This is a genomic window from Stenotrophomonas sp. GL_101, assembly GCF_057835675.1.
Genome location: NZ_CM174432.1, coordinates 373502 through 396798, shown reverse-complemented (window position 1 = coordinate 396798; position 23297 = coordinate 373502). Strand labels below are relative to the sequence as shown.

The 23297-nt window shown below is 67.3% G+C and carries 20 protein-coding genes; 13 read left to right on the top strand and 7 right to left on the bottom strand.

The features are described from left to right. Positions 1-161: 161 nt before the first annotated feature. Positions 162-1373, bottom strand: a complete 1212-nt coding sequence (gene tyrS / locus AC3IR9_RS01765) for a tyrosine--tRNA ligase (protein ID WP_489293647.1) — start codon at positions 1371-1373, stop codon at positions 162-164. Between the two features lie 168 nt (positions 1374-1541). Here tyrS and AC3IR9_RS01760 point away from each other — a divergent pair, with 168 nt between their 5' ends. Next, entirely contained in the window at positions 1542-3017 is a 1476-nt protein-coding gene (locus AC3IR9_RS01760) for a M23 family metallopeptidase (RefSeq protein WP_489293646.1), read from the top strand. A 93-nt stretch (positions 3018-3110) separates the two neighbouring features. Then, positions 3111-4235, top strand: coding sequence for an anhydro-N-acetylmuramic acid kinase (locus AC3IR9_RS01755; protein WP_489293644.1), 1125 nt, complete (start codon positions 3111-3113; stop codon positions 4233-4235). A gap of 69 nt (positions 4236-4304) precedes the next feature. Here the strand turns inward: AC3IR9_RS01755 and AC3IR9_RS01750 are convergent, their stop codons facing one another. From AC3IR9_RS01750 to AC3IR9_RS01740, 3 genes are all read right to left on the bottom strand, one after another. Beyond that, positions 4305-4532, bottom strand: coding sequence for a hypothetical protein (locus tag AC3IR9_RS01750; protein ID WP_489293643.1), 228 nt, complete (start codon positions 4530-4532; stop codon positions 4305-4307). An 84-nt stretch (positions 4533-4616) separates the two neighbouring features. Further along, positions 4617-5987, bottom strand: coding sequence for an AmpG family muropeptide MFS transporter (locus AC3IR9_RS01745; RefSeq protein WP_489293642.1), 1371 nt, complete (start codon positions 5985-5987; stop codon positions 4617-4619). Next, complete coding sequence (locus AC3IR9_RS01740; protein WP_489293640.1) at positions 5984-6784, bottom strand: exodeoxyribonuclease III; 801 nt, start codon at positions 6782-6784, stop codon at positions 5984-5986. The genes AC3IR9_RS01745 and AC3IR9_RS01740 overlap by 4 nt, the downstream gene beginning before the upstream one ends. 195 nt (positions 6785-6979) lie before the next feature. On the opposite strand from AC3IR9_RS01740, the gene pyrE reads away from it, so the two are divergent. From pyrE to AC3IR9_RS01700, 8 genes are all read left to right on the top strand, one after another. Continuing rightward, positions 6980-7639 (top strand): orotate phosphoribosyltransferase, encoded by a 660-nt coding sequence (pyrE, locus tag AC3IR9_RS01735; RefSeq protein WP_489293639.1) that lies wholly within the window; start codon positions 6980-6982, stop codon positions 7637-7639. 17 nt (positions 7640-7656) lie between these two features. Then, entirely contained in the window at positions 7657-8325 is a 669-nt protein-coding gene (locus AC3IR9_RS01730; RefSeq protein WP_489293637.1) for a hypothetical protein, read from the top strand. Positions 8326-8633: 308 nt separating this feature from the next. Continuing rightward, positions 8634-8726, top strand: coding sequence for a potassium-transporting ATPase subunit F (locus AC3IR9_RS01725; RefSeq protein WP_038690964.1), 93 nt, complete (start codon positions 8634-8636; stop codon positions 8724-8726). Positions 8727-8738: 12 nt separating this feature from the next. Continuing rightward, positions 8739-10457, top strand: coding sequence for a potassium-transporting ATPase subunit KdpA (gene kdpA / locus AC3IR9_RS01720; RefSeq protein ID WP_489293636.1), 1719 nt, complete (start codon positions 8739-8741; stop codon positions 10455-10457). A 26-nt stretch (positions 10458-10483) separates the two neighbouring features. Continuing rightward, positions 10484-12535, top strand: coding sequence for a potassium-transporting ATPase subunit KdpB (gene kdpB, locus AC3IR9_RS01715; RefSeq protein ID WP_489293635.1), 2052 nt, complete (start codon positions 10484-10486; stop codon positions 12533-12535). Then, a complete protein-coding gene (kdpC, locus tag AC3IR9_RS01710; protein WP_489293634.1) occupies positions 12532-13194 on the top strand; it encodes a potassium-transporting ATPase subunit KdpC in 663 nt (220 codons plus the stop codon). Before kdpB ends, kdpC begins: the two co-directional genes overlap by 4 nt. A 37-nt stretch (positions 13195-13231) precedes the next feature. Further along, positions 13232-15892, top strand: coding sequence for an ATP-binding protein (locus tag AC3IR9_RS01705; protein WP_489293633.1), 2661 nt, complete (start codon positions 13232-13234; stop codon positions 15890-15892). Next, on the top strand, positions 15873-16592 hold the full coding sequence (locus AC3IR9_RS01700) for a response regulator transcription factor (RefSeq protein ID WP_489293631.1): 720 nt from the start codon (positions 15873-15875) through the stop codon (positions 16590-16592). The genes AC3IR9_RS01705 and AC3IR9_RS01700 overlap by 20 nt, the downstream gene beginning before the upstream one ends. Before the next feature lie 127 nt (positions 16593-16719). Here the strand turns inward: AC3IR9_RS01700 and AC3IR9_RS01695 are convergent, their stop codons facing one another. From AC3IR9_RS01695 to coaBC, 3 genes are read right to left on the bottom strand one after another with little or no spacing between them, the layout of a single operon-like run. Further along, positions 16720-19059 (bottom strand): phosphomannomutase/phosphoglucomutase, encoded by a 2340-nt coding sequence (locus AC3IR9_RS01695; RefSeq protein WP_489293630.1) that lies wholly within the window; start codon positions 19057-19059, stop codon positions 16720-16722. Positions 19060-19073: 14 nt separating this feature from the next. Then, positions 19074-19547 carry a dUTP diphosphatase gene (gene dut / locus AC3IR9_RS01690; RefSeq protein WP_489293629.1) on the bottom strand — a complete coding sequence of 158 codons (474 nt, stop codon included), beginning with the start codon at positions 19545-19547 and terminating at the stop codon, positions 19074-19076. Then, entirely contained in the window at positions 19544-20803 is a 1260-nt protein-coding gene (coaBC, locus tag AC3IR9_RS01685) for a bifunctional phosphopantothenoylcysteine decarboxylase/phosphopantothenate--cysteine ligase CoaBC (RefSeq protein WP_489293628.1), read from the bottom strand. The genes dut and coaBC overlap by 4 nt, the downstream gene beginning before the upstream one ends. A gap of 264 nt (positions 20804-21067) precedes the next feature. Here coaBC and AC3IR9_RS01680 point away from each other — a divergent pair, with 264 nt between their 5' ends. The 3 genes from AC3IR9_RS01680 to radC all read left to right on the top strand — a co-directional run bounded on the left by AC3IR9_RS01680 (position 21068) and on the right by radC (position 23201). Further along, positions 21068-21628 (top strand): Panacea domain-containing protein, encoded by a 561-nt coding sequence (locus AC3IR9_RS01680; protein ID WP_489293626.1) that lies wholly within the window; start codon positions 21068-21070, stop codon positions 21626-21628. Between the two features lie 3 nt (positions 21629-21631). Continuing rightward, the gene (locus AC3IR9_RS01675) at positions 21632-22084 is read left to right on the top strand and encodes a hypothetical protein (RefSeq protein ID WP_489293625.1); all 453 of its coding nucleotides are present in this window, start codon (positions 21632-21634) and stop codon (positions 22082-22084) included. Positions 22085-22502: 418 nt separating this feature from the next. After that, positions 22503-23201 (top strand): RadC family protein, encoded by a 699-nt coding sequence (gene radC / locus AC3IR9_RS01670; protein ID WP_489293624.1) that lies wholly within the window; start codon positions 22503-22505, stop codon positions 23199-23201. The last annotated feature ends 96 nt before the right edge of the window (positions 23202-23297 follow it).

Sequence of the window (23297 nt, the reverse complement as noted above, 5' to 3'; positions counted from 1 at the left end):
GATCCTTCGCGGTTGCCGCCTTGCGGTGGCCCCTGCGTCGGGGGAGGTGAAGTATGTGCTTATCCCGGGCGTTTGTGAAGGGGGTCGGCGCACTTATTTCACGCGCCGACCCTCCCATTCATCTTGCGCAGGCCCGCAACCGTCCGGAGCCCTTGTGGCGCTTAGGCGGCGACCAGCAGCACCCGGGCAAAGTTGCGCTTGCCCACCTGCAGCAGACCCTCGAAACCGGGCAGGAACAGCTGCTGGGCGTCCTCCACCACCTCGCCATCGACCTTCACCGCACGCTCTTTGAGCTTGCGGGAGGCCTCGGAATTGCTCGGGGTGAGCCCGGCAGTGGTCAACAGGGCGCCGATTCGCAGGCCGTCGGCCGGGATCACCACTTCCTGCAGAGGCAACAGCGTCACATCGCCCTGCCCGGTCACCGCGGCGTTCCAGCCGGCAATCGCCAGTTCGGCGGCATCGGCATCGTGGAAGCGGGTGGTCAGCTCACGCGCCAGGCGCAGCTTCACCTCACGCGGGTTCAGGCCGCCGGCCTCGACCTGCTGGCGCAGGCTGAGCGCCTCGGCCTGGCTGATATCAAAGGAGAGCAGCTCGATCCAGCGCCACATCAGGTCGTCGCCGATCTTCATGGTCTTGGTGACGATGTCGATCGGCGGTTCGCTGATACCAATGTAGTTGTTGAGCGACTTGGACATCTTGGCCACGCCGTCCAGGCCTTCCAGCAGCGGCATGGTCAGCACGATCTGCGGCTTCTGCCCGTAGTGCTCCTGCAGGCCACGGCCCATCAGCAGGTTGAACTTCTGGTCGGTACCGCCCAGTTCGACGTCCGCTTCCAGGGCCACCGAGTCGTAGCCCTGCACCAGCGGGTACAGGAACTCATGCAGGGCGATGGACTGCTGGGCGGCGTAGCGCTTGGCGAAATCGTCGCGCTCGAGCATGCGCGCCACGGTGTGCTGGCCAGCCAGGCGGATCATGTCGGCCGCGCCCATCTTGCCGAACCACTCCGAATTGAAGCGCACTTCGGTCTTGTCGCGGTCCAGCACCTTGAAGACCTGGTCCTCATAGGTACGCGCGTTGGCCAGCACATCGTCCTTGCTGAGCGGCTTGCGGGTGACGTTCTTGCCGGACGGGTCACCGATCATGCCGGTGAAGTCGCCGATCAGGAAGATCACCTGGTGGCCGAGGTCCTGGAACTGGCGCAGCTTGTTCAGCAGCACGGTGTGGCCCAGGTGCAGGTCCGGGGCGGTGGGGTCGAAACCAGCCTTGATCCGCAGCGGGCGGCCGCTTTCCAGACGCTGGCGAAGTTCCTCGAGCTTGAGGATTTCGTCGGCGCCGCGACCGATCAGGGCGATGGCTTCTTCAATGGACGACACGGTGCAACTCCCGGCAATGCCTTATTTAAATGAATGACGTTAAAGTACAGTTAACCGCAACCACTTCACAAAAGCCAATAGGCACAAGGGTTTGACGCGGTATTTATACCTGTCTATGTTACCGACGTTTGGGCCCGCGCTCCCGGGCCAGCCAGGAACAGACCGACGATGCTCAATTCCGATCAAGGCCGCGCGCGCAAGCAGCGCTTCCAGGAACGTCTCCACGTCCTCCACGACACCGCCCTGCATCGGAAGCTCAAACAGCATCTTCCTGCCGCCTTCAACCAGCGCTGGACCCACCGGCACTGGATACACGCCAGCCTGTTCGCCACCATCGGCGCCCTGGTGGCCACGATCGTGCCGGGCTTCTCGCACACCATCGACTCGCCCTACGCGGCCAGCCATTCGACCCTGGCACTGCCGTTGCCGCCGCTGTCGCAGGAGCGGCTGAAGCAGACCCCCGGCGACAGCTGGCAGGTGCTGCGGGTGCAGCGCGGCCAGACCCTGAGCAACCTGTTCGACGAAGCCGGCATCCCGGCCTCGGTGATGCACCAGGTGCTGGAGCACCCCGGCGCGCGCGCGGCGCTGACCAAGCTGCGCCCCGGTGCGGAGATCGCCTTCGACCTGCCGCTGTCCGGCGACCTGCGCACGATCCGTTTCGACCGCGATGCCGACAACCGCGTGGAGCTGTCGTTGAAGGACGACACGATCAGCGAGAAGGTGATCAAGCGTGAGTCCTCGATGCGCCGGGTGGTGGCCAGCGGCGAGATCACCAGTTCGCTGTATGCCGCCGCGCGCAAGGCCGGGCTGTCGCCGTCGGCGATCGCCACGATGACCGACGAGATCTTCAAGTACGACATCGACTTCTCCAAGGACCTGCAACCGGGCGACCGCTTCAGCGTGGTGCTGGATGAAACCTGGCGCGAGGGCGAGAAGGTGGACACCAGCAAGATCCTGGCGGCCACCTTTACCTCCGGCGGCAAGACCTACAGCGGCTTCCGTTTCGACCGCAACGGCAAGTCCGAGTACTTCGACGTCAGCGGGCGCCCGCTGAAGAAGAGCTTCATCCGCATGCCGATCCCGTTCGCCCGGCTGAGTTCGAGCTTCGGCGCGCGCAAGCACCCGGTGCTGGGCAAGATGCGCATGCACAAGGGCGTGGATTACGCCGCGCGCACCGGCACCCCGATCATGGCCGCCGGCGATGCGCGGGTGCAGTTTGCCGGCGTGCAGCGCGGCTACGGCAACGTGGTGATCCTGGACCATGGCAAGGGCCATTCCACGCTGTACGGGCATATGTCGCGCTTCGGGGCGATCAAGACCGGGCAGCGCGTGGCGCAGGGCACGGTGATCGGCTATGTCGGTTCCACTGGCCTGGCCACCGGGCCGCACCTGCACTACGAATTCCGCGTCAACGGCGTGCACCGCAACCCGCTGTCGGTGACGATGCCGCCGCCCGAGCCGCTGCGTGGCGGCGAGCTGGCGGCCTTCCGCGCGCAGACCGCGCCGGCACTGGCGCGCATCCAGGGCATGGAAAAGCTGATCTACGCCGAGGCCAGCCCGGCCCCGCAGGTGGCCCCGGCCGACACCCAGGCACAGACCCAGACCGCCAGCGCGGCCAAGCCGGCCAAGCGCACCCGCGGTTGACCGGCCGCCGCACCGTCAACGCGCAGGCGCGCGCATTGACGGCGGTGACGGGTTGCGCGGAAGCTGGGCGCATCCCGTTTGAGCGTGCCTGCCATGACTGTCGTTGACCCGCATTCCCCGCTCTACCTGGGCCTGATGTCCGGGACCAGTGCCGATGGCATCGATGCGGCGCTGGTGCAGTTTCCCGCGCAGGGGGGCTGCCACTTCATCCAGGGCCACACCCACGACTGGGACCGGACGCTGCGCGCGGCGTTGATCGCGCTGGGTGAAGGCGGCGATATCACCTCGCTGGATGCCTTGGGCAGGATCGATGCGCAGGTGGGTATCGCCTTCGCCGAGGCCGCCAACGCCCTCCTGGACCGCAGCGGCGTGGACCGCGCGCAGGTCCGCGCGATCGGCTCGCATGGGCAGACGGTGCGTCATCGGCCGTTGGCCGATCCGGCGTTCACGATGCAACTGGGCGATGCCAACCGCACCGCCGAGCTGACCGGCATTACCACCGTGGCCGATTTCCGCCGCCGCGACGTGGCCGCCGGTGGGCATGGCGCGCCGCTGATGCCGGCGTTCCACCTGGCGATGCTGGGCACGGCGGAGGAGGATCGGGCGATCCTCAACCTGGGCGGCATCGGCAACCTGACCCTGATTCCACGCGATGGCGTGCCGCGCGGCCTGGACACCGGCCCGGCCAATGCGCTGATGGATGCCTGGTGCCAGCGCCACCGGGGTACGCCGTTCGATGCCGAGGGCGCGTTCGCGGCCAGTGGGCAGTACGACCAGACGCTGCTGGCGCGCTGGCTGGCCGACCCGTGGTTCGCGCTGCCGCCGCCCAAGAGCACCGGGCGCGAGCAGTTCCACCTGGCGTGGGCGGAGCGTGCGATGGGTGAAGGCCAGCACGCGGCCGCCGATGTACAGGCCACGCTGCTGGAGCTGACCGCCGCGACCGTGGCCGATGCGCTGCTGGCGCACCTGCCCGGCGCCAAGCGGGTGCTGGTGTGTGGCGGTGGGGTGCGCAACCCACAGTTGCTGCGGCGCTTGGGCGCGCGACTGCCGGGGGTGGTGATCGAGTCCAGCGCGGTGCATGGGCTGGACCCGGACTACATGGAGGCGATGGGGTTTGCGTGGCTGGCGCACCGGGCCCTGGAAGGCCTGCCGGGCAACCTGCCGAGTGTCAGCGGCGCGCGCGGGCCGCGGATTCTGGGCGCGATCCATCCGGCGTAGTACGCGGCAGACCCCGCCAACCCCGTGACCCCGGTAGCCATCGACCGTTGGTCGATGGGCCGCTGGCCGTCAGAGCCCCTGCGCGTCCGGCAACGCCTGCAAGGCGGCGATGGCGTCGGCCAGGGCGTTGACCTCCGGGCTCTGGAAGCCGCTGCGCACTTCAAGTTCGGTGGCAAACAGGCCCTGCTCAAGCAGCACCACGCAGGTGTGCTCACGGGTCCAGCCGCGTGCGACGGCCACGCGCCGGATGCGTTCGTTCAACAGCGGGTCCAGATCCCGCAGCAGCAGATCGACCATCGTTTTCCCCCGTTGGCAACGCACCGCCCCCACGGCACAACGGGGTCGATGATGGCGCAGCGGGGGGCGGGGGGCAACCGGGCGTCAGGCCCTGGCGGCGTGCCGGCGCTGCTGCACGATCAGCAGCGCACACAGGATCACCACCGGGATGGCGATCAACGCGGTGCCAATGAAGAACAGCGCGTAGCCCTCCAGCAGGGTGCGTCCCTGGGAAAGGTATTGCACGGTCCACCCGGAGAAACCCTTCAGCGCCTTGCCCGGCATCGCGTAGAACGAGCTCAGCAACGCGTACTGGGTGGCCGTGTAGCCGATGCTGGTCAGGCTGGACATGTAGGCGATCAACGCAGTGCCGGCAAAGCCGCCGGAAATATTGTCGATGGCCATGGCGATGGCGAAACTGGTCTGGTCCGGGCCCACGTAGGCCAGCCAGGCGAAGGCCAGGTTCGAGGCCGGGCCCAGTACCGCGCCGACCAGCAGGGTGGCCAGCACCCCCCAGCGCACCGACACCAGACCGGCGGCGGCGATGCCGATGAAGGTGGCCACCAGCCCCACCGAGCCGCGCACGGCCCCGACGGTGTCTTCGGACAGGCCAAGGTCGACGTAGAACGGGTTGGCCATCGGCCCCATGACGAAATCGGCCATGCGATAGATGCTGATCGCCAGCAGGATCAGGATGGCGCCGCTGCGGTGTTCGCGTAGGAAGGCGATGAACGGGCCGACCAGCGCATCGAACAGGCCACGTGGTGTCCATAGCGAGGCGGTCTGGGCCTGTACGGCCAACTGTGCGCGCGCCGGTTCACGCGCCATCACCACGGCGACGACGCCCAGCGCCATCAACCCGGCCATGATCTCGTAGGAGATCTGCCAGCCGACCCGCGCGGCGATCAGCAGGATCAACGCATCGGTGACCAGCAGCGCGGTGCGGTAGCCGAGGGCGGCCGATGAGGTCAACAGCCCAAGCTGTTCACTGTTTTCCGCGCTTTCAATGCGCCAGGCATCGATCACGATGTCCTGGGTGGCCGAGGCGAAGGCCACCACCGTGGCCAGCACGCCGAACACCAGCAGGTGTTCCCAGGCGATGCCCAGGAACAGCACGTGGCCGCCCTTGGGCTGGACGATCGCCATACCGACCAGAGCCACGGCCACCACCAGCTGGGACAACAGCATCCAGCCGCGGCGCCGCCCGAAACGGCCCAGCAGCGGGGCATCGACCTTGTCCACGATCGGTGCCCACAGGAACTTCATCGAGTACGCCAGGCCCACCCACGACAGGAAGCCGATGGTGTCCAGCTCGATGCCTTCCTTGCGCATCCAGAAGCCGAGCGTATTGCCAACCAGGTAGATCGGCAGGCCCGAACTGAAGCCGAGCAGCAGCATCGCCAGGACCTTGCGCTGGCGCAGATTGGCCAGCACCCGCTGCCACGGGCGGCGGGGCTTGGCGACCGCCTCACTCATGGGGTGTAGTCCACCGTGAACGGGGCATGGTCGGAGAAGCGCTCATCGCGGTAGACCGCGCAGCTGCGCAGGCGGTCGCGCAGGCCGGCGCTGACAAACTGGTAGTCGATGCGCCAGCCGACGTTGTTGGCCCGGGCCGCACCGCGGTTGCTCCACCAGGTGTAGTCCTCCCCCTGCGGGTGCAGCAGGCGGTAGGCGTCGGTCCAGCCCTGGCCGGCGGCGATGTCCAGCGCCTGGTCGGCGTCGGCGCATTGGCCGTTGAGCCAGTCGCGCTCGGACGGCAGGCAGCCGGAGTTCTTCTGGTTGGACTTCCAGTTCTTGATGTCCAGCGCCGAGCGCACGATGTTCCAGTCGCCGCACAGGACGTAGTCGCGGCCGCTGGCCGCCCACTGCGCCAGGATCGGGCGCAGCCACTCCATCACTTCGTACTTGAAGCCCTGGCGCAGGTCGCCCGAGCTGCCCGAGGGGATATAGAAGGAGACCACGCTGAGGTTGCCGAAGCGGGCCTCGATGTAGCGGCCTTCATCGTCGAACGGGCCCCAGCCCAGCGAGGTGATGACCTGGTCGGGCTCACGCTTGCTGTAGATGGCCACGCCGCTGTAGCCCTTCTTGGTGATGGCGTCGCGGTAGAAGCAGTGGTGGCCGTCCGGGCGGAACATCGGGTCGGTCAGCTGCTCTTCCTGGGCCTTGGTTTCCTGGATGCACAGGACGTCGGCGTCCTGGGCGCGGAACCACTCCAGGAAGCCCTTGGTGGCGGCGGAACGGATGCCATTGGCATTGAAACTGATGATGCGCATGCGGGTCCGGGTCTGCAACGGTAACCGGGAAAGCATACCGGTTAGACCCCTGCCCGGCTCGCCGGAATGCGCCCTCTTTGCTGGCCGCTGGCCCTGGCCAAGCCGGGCTGTGCTGCCCTGCCGGGCGCTGGCGGAGGGCGAAAAACGCGCCCATGCATTAGGATTTGCGCTCCAAATGAATTGAATAGAGTCCTGATGAGCGACCATCGCCACCGTTTCCTGCAACTGGCCCTGACCGCCGACGCCCTGCGTTTTGGCCAGTTCACCCTGAAGTCCGGCCGCCTGAGCCCCTACTTCTTCAACGCAGGCCGGTTTGATTCCGGCGCGCGCATGGTGCAGCTGGCCGCCTGCTACGCCGATGCGGTGGAAGCCACCGGGTTGAAGTTCGATGTGGTGTTCGGCCCGGCCTACAAGGGCATCCCGCTGGCCACCGCGACCGCCTGCGAGTTCGCCCAGCGCGGCCGTGACCTGCCGCTGTCGTTCAACCGCAAGGAAGCCAAGGCCCATGGTGAGGGCGGCAACCTGATCGGCGCGGACATGAATGGCAAGCGCGTGCTGATCGTGGACGATGTGATCACCGCCGGCACGGCGATCCGCGAGGCGCTGACCATCATCAAGGGTGCCGGCGGTACCCCCGCCGGGATCGTGGTGGCGCTGGACCGGCAGGAGATCGCCTCGGAGACCGACCTGCGTTCGGCGGCCCAGTCGGTGGCCGAAGAGGCCGGGATTCCGGTGGTGGCGGTGGCCACGTTGGCCGACCTGCTTGATTTTGCCTCCGGAAATCCGGAACTTGTCGGGTATCGGCAGCCGCTGGAGGACTATCGTTCCCGTTACGGCAGCCGTCCCACGCGCTGAGAGCAGGGGGCTCTTACATGTCCAGGATTGCCACGACCATCTTCACCGGCCTGTTGCTGGCCGCCGCGACGTTGCCGGCCCACGGCCAGGCGCAGCGCGGTAAAACCGATGCCAAGCAGAAGAAGCTGTATTGCTGGAACCAGGGCAGCGAGCGGATCTGCAGCGATACGCTGCCGCAGGACGCGGTGAACCGCGCGCGCGAGGAATTCAGCGCCAGCAGCGGCCTTCGCCGTGGCGAGGTGGAGCGCACGCTGACCGAGGAAGAGCGCGCCGATGCGGCGGTGGTTGCCGCACAGCGCCAGCTCGACCTGGCCGCCGAGCAGACCCGCCAGCGTACCGAGCAGGCGATGTTGTCCACCTACGAGAACGAGGATGACCTGCGCCGGGTGTTTACCGAGCGCACCGGGATCATCGACAACAACGTGCAGACCGCGCGCTACAACGTGGCCAGCCTGCGCGATGCGCTGGTGAGCCTGTTGGGCACGGCCGGCGACCGCGAGCTGGACGGCAAGCCGGTGGCCGACAAGCAGGCCGGGAGCATCCGCCAGCGCCATGCCGAACTGGTGGCGCAGAAGCGGATGCAGGCCTCGTTTGAGCAGCAGCGCAAGGCGCTGGATGTGGAGATCGAGGAAACCCTGCAGCGGTACCGGCGATTGAAGGGCGTGGGGACCGACCCGCAGGCGTGATGGGGTGGCCGAAGTGGTAGCGAGAGGCGGCCGTTGGGCCGCCTTTTTTGTGGGTGCCGCGCGTCGACCAGACGCTGACGGCACCGGGTCCAGGGCTGCCGGACGGCGGCCAAGCGCCATTTTTTATGCACTTTTTACGCTGGGGCGCGGTCCTTGGCGTGGCCCCTTTATGCCGCTGGGGAACACGATGGGCGCCTGACGTGGAGTGGTTCCACCTGGACGTCCCATGAGCCTGTTTCTGCCTGAGTTTCCCGCTGCTGGTGCGCCGTGCACCGCCGCCCTCCCTTCCCGCGTTTGAGACCAAGACCATGTCTGCCTGGCTTTCCCTGCTGTGCGGTGTACTGGTGCTTGTCGCCGCCGCCTACCTGCTGTACGTCGTGCTTCGGCCCGAAGCGTTCTGACCGGAGCCGACCATGACCGAGATCCTGTTGATCCTGCTGGCCAGCATCGTGCTGGCCTTTCCGCTTGGGCTGTACCTGGCCCGGGTGATGCGTGGCGCGCCGATGCGGGGCGATGCGCTGTTCGGGCTGGTTGAAAAACCGGTCTACTGGCTGCTGGGGGTGAACCCGCTGCGCGGCATGTCCTGGCGCGGCTACGTGGGCGCCTTCCTGCTCAGCAACGTGGTGATCGCGGTGCTGGTGCAGGCGGTGTTCATGACCCAGGCCTGGCTGCCGTTCAACCCCGACCAGATTCCCAACATGCGCTGGGATACGGCGCTGCACACGATGGTGTCGTTCCTGACCAACACCAACCAGCAGCACTATTCCGGCCAGGCGCAGCTGTCCTACTTTGCGCAGATGACCGCGATCACCGGGCTGCAGGTGGTGACGCCGATGATGGGCCTGGCGCTGGCGGTGGCAACGCTGCGGGCGCTGTTCGGCGCACGGCCGGACGAGGTCTCCGCTGAAAACGCCGCACTGCTCAGCGCCGACCGTCGCGTCGCGGTGGGCAATTATTACGCCGATGTGGTGCGCGCCTGCGTGCGTTTCATGCTGCCGCTGTGCCTGTTGTGGGCGGTGCTGCTGACCAGCCAGGGTGTGCCCTCCACGCTGGCTGGTGGCCCGCAGGCCACGCCGATCGATGCCGCCTCGGGCATGGACACGCAGAAGATTCCGCTCGGCCCGGTGGCGGCGATGGTGGCGGCCAAGCAGCTGGGCGCCAATGGCGGCGGCTGGTACGGCCCCAACAGCAGCATGCCGCTGGAAAACCCGACCCCGCTGTCCAATGCGCTGGAACTGGTGGGCATCCTGCTGATTCCGATCAGCGTGATCTTCATGCTGGGCGCCTTCACCGGGCGCAAGCGGCTGGCCGGGCTGGTGTTCGGCTGCATGCTGGCGATGTCCAGCCTGTCGGTGGCGGCCACGGTGTGGCTGGAAGGCCACTCGGCCACCAGCGCCAGCGCCTTGCTGATGGAAGGCAAGGAAGTGCGCTTCGGTGCCGATGGCACCGCACTGTGGGCCGCAGTGACCACCCAGGTCTCCAACGGCTCGGTCAACGGCATGCACGATTCGCTCAGCCCGCTGGCCGGCGCGGTGCCGATGGTGAACATGCTGATCAGCGCGATCTGGGGCGGCATCGGCTGCGGCCTGCAGCAGTTCTTCGTGTACCTGCTGCTGGGCGTGTTCCTGGCCGGGCTGATGACCGGGCGTACCCCGGAACTGTTCGGCCGCAAGCTGGAAGCCCCGCAGATCCGCCTGCTGGCGTTGCTGGTGCTGCTGCAGCCGATCACCATCCTGGGCTTCACCGCGCTGACCCTGGCCATTCCCTCGATCACCGGAACCTCCAATCCCGGTTTCCACGGCATCAGCCAGGTGTTCTACGAGTACGTGTCGGCATATGCCAACAACGGCTCCGGGTTTGAAGGCCTGGGCGATGCCACGGTGTGGTGGAACCTGAGCTGCACGCTGGTACTGCTGTTGGGCCGCTACCCGGTGCTGATCATCCCGTTGATCGTGGCCGCGCAACTGGCGACCAAGCGACGCGCACCGGAATCGGCCGGCACGCTGCAGATTGAAACCCCGACGTTCGCGCTCACGCTGCTTGCGCTGATCGCCATCCTGACCGTGCTGCAGTTCATGCCGGCGCTGGTGCTGGGCCCGGTGGCCGACCACCTCTCGCTGACCGTGCACTGAGACCTGATGTCGTGAGTACCGCTCCCATGAGTACCTATCCCTTGAACGCTTCTTCCCACCGCCGCCAGCGCCTGCTGGACGGTGCCGGCTGGCGCCGTGCGCTGCGCGATTCGGTCATCAAACTGTCCCCCCGGCACCTCCTGCACAGCCCGGTGATGGCGGTGGTGATGGCCGGCACCGTGGTCAGCCTGGTGGTCACCCTGAGCGGCCAGGCGCCGCTGGGCTTCGGCCTGGCGGTTACCGCGATCCTGTTGCTGACGGTGCTGTTCGGCAACTTCGCCGAAGCGGTAGCCGAAGCACGCGGGCGGGGCCAGGCCGCGTCATTGCGGCGTGCCCGCCAGGACCTCAGCGCGCGCCGGTTGGCCGCCGCGCATGCCGGGGCCAGCGAAACCCAGCTGCCCGCTGCCGAACTGCGCCCGGGCGACCATGTGATCGTCAGTGCCGGCGAATTGATTCCGGCCGATGGCGAGATCGTGCAGGGCCTGGCCACGATCAACGAAGCGGCGGTGACCGGGGAATCGGCACCGGTGCTGCGCGAGGCCGGCACCGACCGCAGTGGCGTGATCGGCGGCACCAAGGTGCTGTCGGACCAGATCATCGTGCGGGTCACCGCCGAGCCCGGGCACAGCTTCCTGGACCGGATGATCGCGCTGGTGGAAGGCGCCAACCGCCAGAAGACCCCCAACGAGATCGCGCTGACCCTGCTGCTGGCGGCGATGACCCTGACCTTCCTGGTGGTGGTGGCCACGCTGCCGGCGATCGGTGCGTTCGTGGGCGTCAAGGTCGACCCGCTGCTGCTGATCGCGCTGCTGGTGTGCCTGATTCCCACCACCATCGGCGGGCTGCTGCCGGCCATCGGCATCGCCGGCATGAACCGCGCGCTGGCCGCCAACGTGCTGGCCAAGTCGGGCAAGGCGGTGGAAATAGCCGGCGACGTGGATGTGCTGCTGCTGGACAAGACCGGCACGATTACCTACGGCGACCGCCAGGCCACCCACTTCCACGCACTGGCCGGGATCGATACCAGCCAGTTGCGTGAAGCGGCGCTGTTGTCTTCGCTGGCCGACCCGACCCCGGAAGGCAAGTCGATCGTGCGGCTGGCGCGCGAACAGGGCTGCGTTACCGCAGAGCCCGATGTCGCCGAGTACCTGGCCTTCACCGCGCAGACCCGCATGTCCGGCGTGGACCTGGATGGCGGCCGGCGCATCCGCAAGGGCGCTGCCGATGCGATCACCGCCTATGTACGCGAGCTGGGCGGCACGGTGCCGGCCGAACTGCCCGGCCGGGTGGAGCAGGTGGCACGCAATGGCGCCACCCCGCTGGTGGTGTGCGAAGGCCGCCACGTACTGGGCGTGATCGAGCTGAGTGACGTGGTCAAGCACGGCATGCGCGAGAAATTCGCGCAGCTGCGGGCGATGGGCATCCGCACGGTGATGATCACCGGTGACAACCCGCTGACCGCCGCCGCCATCGCCGCCGAGGCCGGCGTGGACGACTACATCGCCGAGGCCCGCCCGGAAGACAAACTGGCGCGCATCCGTGCCGAGCAGGCCGGTGGCCGGCTGGTGGCCATGGTGGGCGACGGCACCAACGATGCGCCCGCATTGGCCCAGGCCGATATCGGCCTGGCGATGAACTCCGGCACCCAGGCGGCCAAGGAGGCCGGCAACATGGTCGACCTGGATTCGGACCCGGCCAAACTGCTGGCGGTAGTGGAAGTGGGCAAGCAGCAGTTGATCACCCGTGGCGCGCTGACCACCTTCTCGCTGGCCAACGATGTCTCCAAGTATTTCGCGATCCTGCCGGCGCTGTTTGCCTCCACCCTGCCGGCGATGGCAGCGTTGAACGTGATGCACCTGTCCAGCCCACGCAACGCGGTGCTGGCGGCGCTGATCTTCAATGCACTGGTGATTCCGGCGTTGATCCCGCTGGCATTGCGCGGGGTGCGCTTCCGCCCGGCCACGGCCACCGTGCTGCTGCGCCGGAACATGCTGGTGTACGGGCTGGGCGGGGTGTTGCTGCCGTTTGCGGCCATCAAATTGATCGACCTCTTCCTTGTCTCGGTATTCGGCGCATGAACCGTTCGCTTGCAACCTCCCTGCCCCGCGCCACCCGCGCCCGTGGCGTAGACGCGGCCACCCTGCAGCAGCACGGCGCGTGGCGCCCGGCGTTGATGCTGGGCCTGGTAAGCCTGTTGCTGCTTGGCCTGGCCTATGCGGTGGCCACCACGGGGGTCAGCCGTTGGCTGTTCCCGGCCCAGGCCGATGGCAGCCTGTTGCTGCGCGATGGCCAGGTACGTGGCTCGCAGCTGATCGCCCAGCCGTTCAATGGCGAGGGCTACTTCCAGGCGCGTCCCTCGGCAGCCAATTACGACCCGATGGCCGCCGCTGGCAGCAACCTGGCGCGCAGCAACCCGGCACTGCAGGAGCGTGTGCAGGCCAGCATCGCCGCGGTGGCTGCGCGCGAGGGCATCGCCCCCGCGCAGGTACCCGGTGATCTGGTAACCCAATCCGGCGCGGGCATGGACCCGGAACTGTCGCCGGCCGCCGCGCAGGTGCAGATCGCGCGGGTGGCGCGCAGCCGTGGGCTGTTGCCTGGGCAGGTAGCCGCGCTGGTGCAGGCGCATACGCTGGGGCCGCAGTGGGGCGTGTTCGGCCAGCCGCGGGTGAATGTGATGACATTGAATCTGGCGTTGGATGCGCTGCCGGGCAGCGCCCGGCACACCGAGGCGCTGTGATGCACCGTTTGCGTGGTTGCGCGCACAATCCCTCTCCATGAGCGACCCACGTACCCGCCAGGCCGACGCCCTGGTTGAACGCCTGCAACGCGAAGCCGGTGGCAAGCTCACTGTGTTTCTGGGTGCCGCGCCCGGCGTCGGCAAGACTTTCAGCATGCTCACCCGCGCGCGCGAACAACTGCGCCGTGGCGTGGACGTGGTGGTCGGGCTGGTGGAAACCCACGGACGCGCCGAAACCTCGGCGCTGCTGGAGGGCTTGCCGCAGGTACCGCGGGTGCAACGTACCTACCAGCAGCACGTGCTGGGCGAGATGGACCTGGACGCGGTGCTGGCACGGCACCCGGCACTGGTACTGGTGGACGAGCTGGCCCACCGCAACGTACCGGGCAGCCGCCACGAGCGGCGCTGGCAGGACGTGATGGAACTGCTGGAGGCCGGCATCGATGTCTGGACCACGGTCAACATCCAGCACCTGGAAAGCCTCAACGACGTGGTGATGCGCATCACCGGCGTGCGGGTGAGCGAGACCGTGCCCGATGCGGTACTGGACCGCCTGCACGACATCGTGCTGGTGGATATCCCGCCGCGTGAGCTGATCGAGCGCCTGCAGCAGGGCAAGGTGTACGTGCCCGAGCAGGCTGCGCAGGCGCTGCAGGCGTTCTTCTCGCCAGCCAACCTCACCGCGCTGCGCGAGTTGGCGATGCAGGAAGCGGCCGACCGCGTGGACAGCAGCCTGCGCGAGACCCGCGCCGCGCGTGGCGAAGCCAACCTGCCGTTGCGGCGGCGGGTGCTGGTGGCCATCGACGGCGGCGGCCAGAGCGAGTACCTGGTGCGCGTGGGCCGGCGTATCGCCGAGCGTCGCGATGCGCCGTGGACGGTGGTGACCGTGCAGGGCCGGCGCAACGACGAGGACACCCGGCGCGAGATCGACGCGGCGTTCGCCCTCGCCCGCCGCCTGGGGGGCGAGGCCGAGCTGCTGCACGGGTCCAGCATTGCCGATGCGCTGCTGGACCATGCCGCGCACAACAGCGTGTCTACCCTGATACTGGGCCGCACCCGCGAGCGCCCGGTCGCGCGCATGCTCAACCGCACCCTCACCCAGCAGTTGATCCAGCGTGGCGCGCACTACGAGATCACCATCATCGGCACCCCGCAGGCGCGTGCGCGCGCGCGCCGCACCGGGTTGAGCGTGCCCAGCCGCAGCACCGGCCAGGACACCCTGCTGGCGCTGGGCGCCACGGCAATTGCCTGCCTGGTGGCATTGGTGGCCGAGCGCTGGGTGGGGCTGTATGACCTGTCGATGGTGTTCATCGTGGCGGTGGTGATGGTGGCCGCGCGCAGCCGCACCAGTGCGGCGGTGATTGCCGCGGCGCTGTGCTTCCTGGCCTACAACTTCTTCTTCATCACCCCGCGCTTCACCTTTGCCATCAGCGCGCGCCAAGGCGTGATCACCGTGTTCCTGTTCCTGGCCGCGGCCTTGGTGGCCGGGCGCCTGGCATCACGGCTGCGCATGCAGGTGGTGGCGCTGCGCGCGTCCAACCGCCACGCCAACGCGCGCCAGGCATTGGGGCGGCAGCTGACCCGGGCCGCCAGCAACGAAGACGTTGCGCAGGCTGGGCGCGAAGCCCTGGAGCAGGCCCTGGATACGCCGGCATGGCTGCGCATCGGCCAGGACACCAGCACCAGCGGCAGCGCCGCGCCGGGAGAGACCGACCTGGCCGCCGCCGATTGGGCACGCCGGCATGGCCAGCCCAGCGGCCGCTTCACCGACACCCTGGCTGGCGCGGAATGGTGGTTCCTGCCACTGCTGGACGGTGACGACCGCGCAATTGGCGTGGCCGGCATGCGCTTCGCCCGCGGGGTGCCACGGCTGACCCCCGAACAACGCCAGCTGGCCGAGGGAATGGTAGATGACATCGCCCAGGCCGCCCTGCGCACCCAACTGGTAGCCGAGCTGGAAAAGGCGCATGTGAGCAACGAGACCGAGCGGCTGCGCTCGGCGCTGTTGTCCTCGGTATCGCATGACCTGCGCTCGCCACTGGCGGCGATGATCGGCTCGGCCGACAGCCTGTCCAGCTATGCCGATGCGATGGACGCGCAGGACCGGCGCGCCCTGCTGGACACCATCCTGGTGGAAGGCGAGCGGCTGGACCGCTACATCCAGAACCTGCTGGACATGACCCGGCTGGGCCATGAGGGGCTGCAGATCAACCGCGACTGGATCGGCGTGGATGAACTGGTGGGGTCGGCGGCGCGGCGGCTGCAGCGCTACCAGCCGGAGGTGCTGCTGAAACTGGATATTCCCGCCACGCTGGCACCGATCTGGGTGCACCCGGCGCTGGTGGAGCAGGCGGTGTTCAACGTGATGGAAAACGCCGCCAAGTTCTCCCCGCCCGGTGCTGCGGTGGAGGTGCAGGCGCGGCTGGTAGAGGGCGACCTGCGCATCGATGTACTGGACGCCGGCCCGGGCATTCCCGACGACGAGCGTGCGCGCATCTTCGACATGTTCTACAGCGTGGAGCGCGGCGACCGTGGCCGCCATGGCACCGGGCTGGGCCTGACCATCTGCCAGGGCATGATCGGCGCGCATGGCGGCAGCGTGCAGGCGCTGCCGGGCCGCGACGGACGCGGTACCCTGATCCGCATCACCCTGCCGCTGCTGCAACCGCATCCTGCCGATGACCACGACGACCCCTGAGTTGCCCCAAGGCGTGCCGCCGGCGCGCGTGCTGGTGATCGATGACGAGGCGCAGATCCGCCGCTTCCTCGATATCAGCCTGCGCGCGCAGGGCTACCGCGTACTGCAGGCCGCCACCGGCCAGGCCGGGCTGGAGATGCTGGTGAGCGAGGGCGCCGAGCTGGTGATCCTGGACCTGGGCCTGCCGGACATGGAAGGCCACCAGGTGCTGGCCGAGCTGCGCCAGTGGAGCCAGGTGCCGGTGATCATGCTGACCGTGCGCGCCAGCGAGATCGAAAAGGTGCAGGCCTTGGACAACGGTGCCAACGACTATGTGACCAAGCCGTTCGGCACCCAGGAACTGATGGCGCGGGTACGCGCGCTGTTGCGCACGCATACGGTATCGGCCGATGGCGTGTTGCCGCAGTTCGACGACGGCCACCTGCACATCGACCTGGTGCGCCGCGAGGTGCAGCTGCAGGGCGTGCCGGTGGCGCTGACGCGCAAGGAATACGCGTTGTTGTCGTTGTTGTTGCGCAACGCCGGGCGGGTGGTGACCCAGCCGCAGATCCTGCAGGAAATCTGGGGCCCTACCCACCAGCACGACACCCATTACCTGCGGATCCTGGTGGGGAAACTGCGCCACAAGCTGGGCGATTCCGCACTGGATTCGCGCTACCTGTTCACCGAACCGGGCGTGGGCTTGCGGTTCAAGGGCTGACCCGCCACGACCGGATCCCGGGCCACACGATCCCGGATCCGGCAACCCCGTAGGTACCGACCGTTGGTCGGTACAGCGCCTCACCGCCCGGCTGCGTCGCGCCACGACCAACGGTCGTGGCCTACCGTCAGAATCCCAGCTCCACCCCTGGCAGCAGCGGCTGCAGCTGTTCGCGGAACAAGGCCTTGATCCGCTCCAACGCCGCCTCGTCATCGGCTTCAAACCGCAGCACCAATGCCGGGGTGGTGTTGGAGGCACGCAGCAGGCCCCAGCCGTCGGCAAAATCGGCGCGCAGGCCATCGATGGTGGACAGGCGTGCAGTGGCAAACGGCGAATCTTCCACCTGCGCGGCCGACACAAACAGCGACACCAGCGCATGCGGGGTGCCCGATTCCACCGGCACCTTCAGCTCCGGCGTGGACACGCTGTCGGGCAATGCATCGAGCACTTCGGACGGCGTCTCTTCGCGCTGCGCCAGGATTTCCAGCAGGCGCGCGGCCGCATACAACCCGTCGTCGAAACCGAACCAGCGCTCCTTGAAGAAGAAGTGCCCGCTCATTTCACCGGCCAGCTCGGCATCGGTCTCGCGCATCTTCGCCTTCATCAACGAGTGCCCGGTCTTCCACATCAGCGGGCTGCCACCGTTGCGCAGCACGTAATCAGACAGCTTGCCGCTGCACTTGACGTCGTAGATCACCAACGCACCCGGGTTGCGCATCAGCACGTCGCCAGCGAACAGCATCAGCAGGCGGTCGGCGTAGATGATGCGGCCTTCCTTGGTGACCACGCCGAGGCGGTCGCCATCGCCATCGAAGGCCAGGCCGATATCGGCATCAAACCGCTTCACGGTCTGGATCAGGTCCTGCAGGTTGTCCGCGTCGCTCGGGTCGGGATGGTGGTTGGGGAAGGTGCCATCCACATCGCAGTACAGCGGAATGACCTCTGCACCGATGGCTTCCAGCAGCGGCTGGGCCAGCTCGCCGGCCACGCCGTTGCCGGCATCGGCCACCACCTTGAGCGGGCGGTCCAGCTGCACGTCGTCGGCGATGCGCTGGATGTAATCGGCGTTGACCTCGCGCTGCTGCAGGCTGCCCGGTTCGGCGGCCACTTGCAGCTGGCCATCCACGATGCGCTGGTACAGCTCGGTGATGGCATCGCCGGACAGCGTTTCGCCGCCCACCACGATCTTGAAGCCGTTGTAGTCCGGCGGGTTGTGGCTGCCGGTGACCGCCACGCAGCTGCCGGCACGCAGGTGGTAACTGGCGAAGTACACCACCGGGGTGGGGGCCAGGCCGATGTCGATCACGTTGCAGCCGGCGCGGCGCAGGCCTTCGATCAGCGACGCGCTCAGTTCCGGGCCGGACAGGCGGCCGTCGCGGCCCACCACGATGTCGCGCAGGCCCTGCACCTGCAGCACCGAGCCGATGGCCTGGCCGATCAGCGCGGCCACCTTCGGGGTCAGCTCAGGGCCGACCACGCCACGGATGTCGTAGGCGCGGAAGATACCGGCCGGCACGTCCTGCCCGGCCACGCCCGGTACCGCCAGCGGCGCATCGCCGCTGGCCACCGCCGCGGCCATCACCGGGGCCAGCTCGATGCTCTCGCGCAGGGTCGGGCCATCGGTGTCGCCGGCATCGGCCGCTGCGCGACGACGCGGCAGCGCCACCCTGCCCTTGCCGAACTGCAGCATCGCCGCGATGGCCAGCAGCAGCACCGCCACCACCGCGCTGGCCACCATGCCCAGGCCCATCGGGCCGGCTTCGATATCCGGCACGGCCGCAGCCAGGCGCAGGCTGCTCTTGCCGATCGGGCGCGCCAGCGCCTCGGCACCATCGCCGAGCGATGCGCTGCCTTGTTCAATCACGTTGTGGTTGCCCTGGCGCAGCGCCAGGTAACCGGATTCGGGCACGCGCACCTGGTCGAAGGTGGCGGTCAGGCGCAGCAACGGCTGGCGCACGTACACCAGCGCCCGGCCCTGCGCGCCCAGTTCCACTGGCACCGCCAGGCCAAGACGTTGCCCGCCGGCATCGCGCACCACCCGCGCCACCACCTCATCCTGGGCATTGGCCGCTTCCAGCAGCGCCAGCCGCGAGTAACCGAACGCCTTCGGATCGGCGTAGGCCGCCTCCAGTGCAGCGCCCAGCACCTGCACCTCTTCGGTGCCGGGCCAGCCTTCGCGGATGGCCACCGCAGCGGCATCGGCGTCGGCATTGGCCAGCGCGGCGGTCACCCGCTCGCTCTTGACCAGCTTGCGCAGCTGCGCCACCTGCGCGGTCAACGCGCCTTCCACACCGGCCACCACCTGGTCGCGCGACAGCTCCAGCGCCGTGCCTACCGAGGCCTGACGCCACTGCCGCACCGCACTCCAGCCAAACCACAGCCCCAGCAGCACCAGCGCGCCCACCAACAGTGGACCGGTACGCTTGCTGGCCAGCCGCGGTTGCCCGCCCGCCTTCGCCTTGCTCATGGATGTTCCCCCTGTCAGCGCACCCCGGTATGGCCGAATCCACCCGTTCCCCTGGCGCTGTCGGTGAAAGTATCCACTACCTGCAGGCCCACGCGCGCAATCGGCAGCACCACCAGCTGCGCGATGCGGTCGCCGGGTTGCAGCGTGAACGGCTCGCGGCCCCGGTTCCACGCGCTGATCAGCAACGGGCCCTGGTAATCGGCGTCGATCAGCCCGGTGCCGTTGCCCAGCACGATGCCGTGGCGGTGGCCCAGGCCCGAGCGCGGCAGCACCACGGCGGCCAGGTTCGGGTCGGCAATATGAATCGCGATGCCGCTGGGAATCAGCGCTGTATCGCCCGGCTGCAGGGTGAGTTCGGTTTCCAGCGCCGCGCGCAGGTCCATGCCGGCGCTGTGCTCGGTGGCGTAGGCCGGCAGCGGCCAGGTATCGCCGAAGCGCGGGTCGAGCAGCTTGACCTGCAATGGCTGAAGGGTGGAATCAACGCTCATGCGTGCAACCTCTGGGCAATCAAAGACAACAGTTGTTCGGCCAGCAGCGTCTTGGAGGTACCGGGGAACACCTGTTCGCCGCCCTGCCAGTACGCCGTGGCCGCATTTTCATCACTTTCAAAACCGCCGTTGGCGATACCCACCTGGTTGGCGATTACCAGGTCCAGGCGCTTGTCCACCAGCTTGCCGCGCGCGTATTTCTCCACATCATGGGTTTCGGCGGCAAAGCCGACCACCAATTTGAGCGCGTTGGTCTGCGTGGCCACCTCGGCCAGGATGTCCGGCGTGCGCACCAGCTCCAGGGTGAGGGTCTGGGTGCCGGCGGTCTTCTTCAATTTCTGCGGGGCCACCTGGCGCGGGGTGTAATCGGACACCGCCGCCGCCCCTATATAGATGTCGGCCGGCAGCGCGCCCAGCACCGCTTCGCGCATCTGCGCGGCCGAGCGCACGTTCACCCGCTCCACCCCGGCGGGGGTGGGCAGCTGCACCGGGCCACTGACCAGCACCACCTGCGCGCCCTGGCGCACGGCGGCCGCCGCCAGCGCGTAGCCCATCTTGCCGCTGCTGCGGTTGCCCACATAGCGCACCGGGTCCAGGTCTTCATAGGTGGGGCCTGCGCTGATGACCACGCGCAGGCCCTGCAACTGCTGGGCGGGCGCGGCAGCGGTGGTGGCCGGGGCCTGCAGCGCGGCCAGGGCGGCCACGATGGCATTGGGTTCGGTGAGCCGGCCGGGGCCGGATTCGCCTTCGGCCAGCGGGCCGTCTTCCGGCCCGATCACCTGCGCGCCGCGTTCGCTGAGCAGTGCGATGTTGGCCTGCGTGGCCGGGTGCTGCCACATGCGGTGGTTCATGGCCGGGCACACGGTGAGCGGGGCGGTGGTGGCCAGGCACAGCGTGGTGACCAGGTCATCGGCGTGGCCGTGGGCCAGGCGGGCCAGCAGATCGGCGGTGGCCGGGGCCACGATGATGCGCTCGGCCCAGCGGGCCAGCTCGATGTGGCCCATGGCCTGCTCGGCGGCGCTGTCCCACAGGGTGGTGCGAGTGGGCTGGCCGGACAGGGCCTGGAAGCTCAGCGGGGTGACGAACTGCTGGGCCCCGGCGGTCATGGCGACCTGCACCTGGGCCCCGGCGTCGCGCAGGCGACGCACCAGTTCGAGCGACTTGTAGGCCGCGATGCCGCCACCTACACAGAGGAGCAGCTTCTGGCCTTGGAGCGGGCGTGCGGACGCCGGAGAAGCCTGGGGGGAGTCAGCCACCTGCGAATTTCCTGTCGTACTGAGGCGATTAGCTTACCTGATGGGGTGTGGGGGGCTGATGCCTCAGGGGCATGAGGACAGCGATTTCCGCTATGAGCGCGCCATACCAGTGACCCAGAAAAGTTGACTGACCGGTTGCCAGCGGCGCGATGCGTGCTGATTCACCCCACCTCTCAGCGCGTGCATCGCAGTAGATAATGTGATATAGCGAATTCAGGTACCGGCGCGTAGAATAGTGAAGATGAGGCGTTTGGGAGAAGGTCCGTGCTGAAAAGCCATACGGAAGAAAAATTCGTACAGGCCATTCTTTACTTCGCGCATCACACGCAGGCGCTTGGCAAAATCAAGCTGTTCAAGCTGCTTTTTCTGCTGGACTTCGAGCATTTCCGGCAGACGGGTCGCAGTGTTACCGGACTGGAGTATCGCGCGTGGCGAATGGGACCGGTGCCGGCCGAGCTGGTGCAGCAGTGGGATCAACCGGACGATGCGCTGCGCAACGCGATCAGCATTGTCCCTGAGCAGGTCATCAGCTACTGGCGCGAACAAGTCGTTCCACTACAGCCGTTTGACGCTCGCCATTTCAGCAAACGGGAAATGCGGCTTTTGGAGGGCATCGCGTTGAAATATCGCGACACGCTTTCTGAGTCCATGATCGATGTCACGCATGCAGAGAACGGCGCTTGGTGCAAAACCTGGCGTGACGGGGAAGGCAATGATCAGGTGATTGATTACCGTCTTGCGATTCCTGCCGACGCGTCTGATCGCGAGGCCGTCCTTGCATCGGCTGCCATGCATGAAGGATTTGCTGCGGCGCGGACGCACTGACGCATGGCTCACGATCCCAGGCTCGCGCCAGGATGTATCCTTCTTGCCAACGATTTTTACACCCACTCCGACAGCGGGCAGTTGCTTCCAAAATATCTGCTCGTATTGGCGCATGGCAGACGGAGTGGTGACCTCGTCTGGCGTCTCCTGACAAGTCGTCGACATGGCAGACCAGAGACACCCGCCTGTTATCACGGTGATCCCTATCCAGGCTTCCATCTGGGGGTCATTTGTCCCGAACGCGGCCTGAAAAAGCAGACGTGGCTGGACTTGCGCGGCCTGGATGATGGCGACATGGCGGCTGCTTGCGCTCATCTCGTGTCAGGGCGGTTGCAGCACATCGCGTCCTTGGACGTCGCTCAATGCCGCGTGGCCTCATTGTGTGTTGCGGCTGCAGATGACACCAGCATGGAGCAGGAAGCGTCGATACGCGATCAAGTGGCTGCAGGCGAGTAGCAGCGCAGGCTACGTGCGGATATCGGTGGAGCCAAGTCTGCAAGACGGTCGTGCGTGAGCCTGCGATGCCTGTGACTGGGTGACATTGTGGGTAGACGAGACGCTAGAAAAGTCTTCTTTAGCTACCTCCATTGTTATTAAAGATCTCTTTTTTACTGCTGACCACAACGATCACTCTGGGCGCAAGAGCGGCGGGGCGATCCCGGCGTGCAAGCACCACACGTAATTTGAGTGCCTGCATCTGGACCTCTTACATTCCCGCTTGTGCCTCACGTAGGTCGCCCTACCGCTTCTTCAAGCCCCGTCAGGAAGCTCTCGCTCTTGTGGGTTTCCTGACAGCAGCCCTCTTCACATTCCCACCCCAACATGAGAGGCGTCCCTGTAGCGACGGTGCGGGCGCCGATCGACACTGACCCACATGGCAATCAACGAATGGCCCAAGAAAGAACGCCCTCGTGAACGACTTCTGGCACAGGGCCCGAGGGCGTTGTCCGACGTAGAACTGCTGGTCCTGTTCATGGGAACCGGATCTAAAGGCCTGCATGTACTGGAGTGTGCACATCAGCTGCTGAAAGTTCATGGTCCCCTCCGGAAGCTGTTGGACATGGATGCCGCAAAGCTCATGAAGTTGCCTGGGCTGGGCCCTGCGCGGGCATGCAAGCTGGTGGCCGCATTGGAACTGGCCAACCGGCATCTACGCGCACAATTGGATAGAGGCGAGAGCATGCGTGATCCGGGCTCGGCGGCACGCTACTTCAAACAACGGCTGCGCTCCCGACCGCAGGAAGTGTTCGCAGCACTGTTTCTGGACACCCGCAACCGGACGCTGGGCTACGAAGAACTGTTCACTGGCACCATTGATGCGGCCGCCGTGTACCCCCGCGAGGTAGTCCGCCGCGCCCTGCTGCACAACGCCGCTGCGGTCATCGTCAGCCACAACCACCCTTCCGGCAGCGCTGAACCCTCGGCCGCCGACCGGCAGATCACCCACCATCTGCAACAGGCGCTAGACCTGGTCGGCATCCGCCTCCTCGACCACGTGGTGGTGGGCGAAGGCACCCCGGTCTCCATGGCTGAACGCGGCTGGCTGGAACGGCGACTGGCCTTCCCCGGCTGAACGGGTTGGTCAGCCCGGCAGGCTTGTTTCCCCGCCTTGAACGGCCACAACGCCCCGCCGAGACCGCCTGCCCTTCTGGCATTCAATAGATCCCCG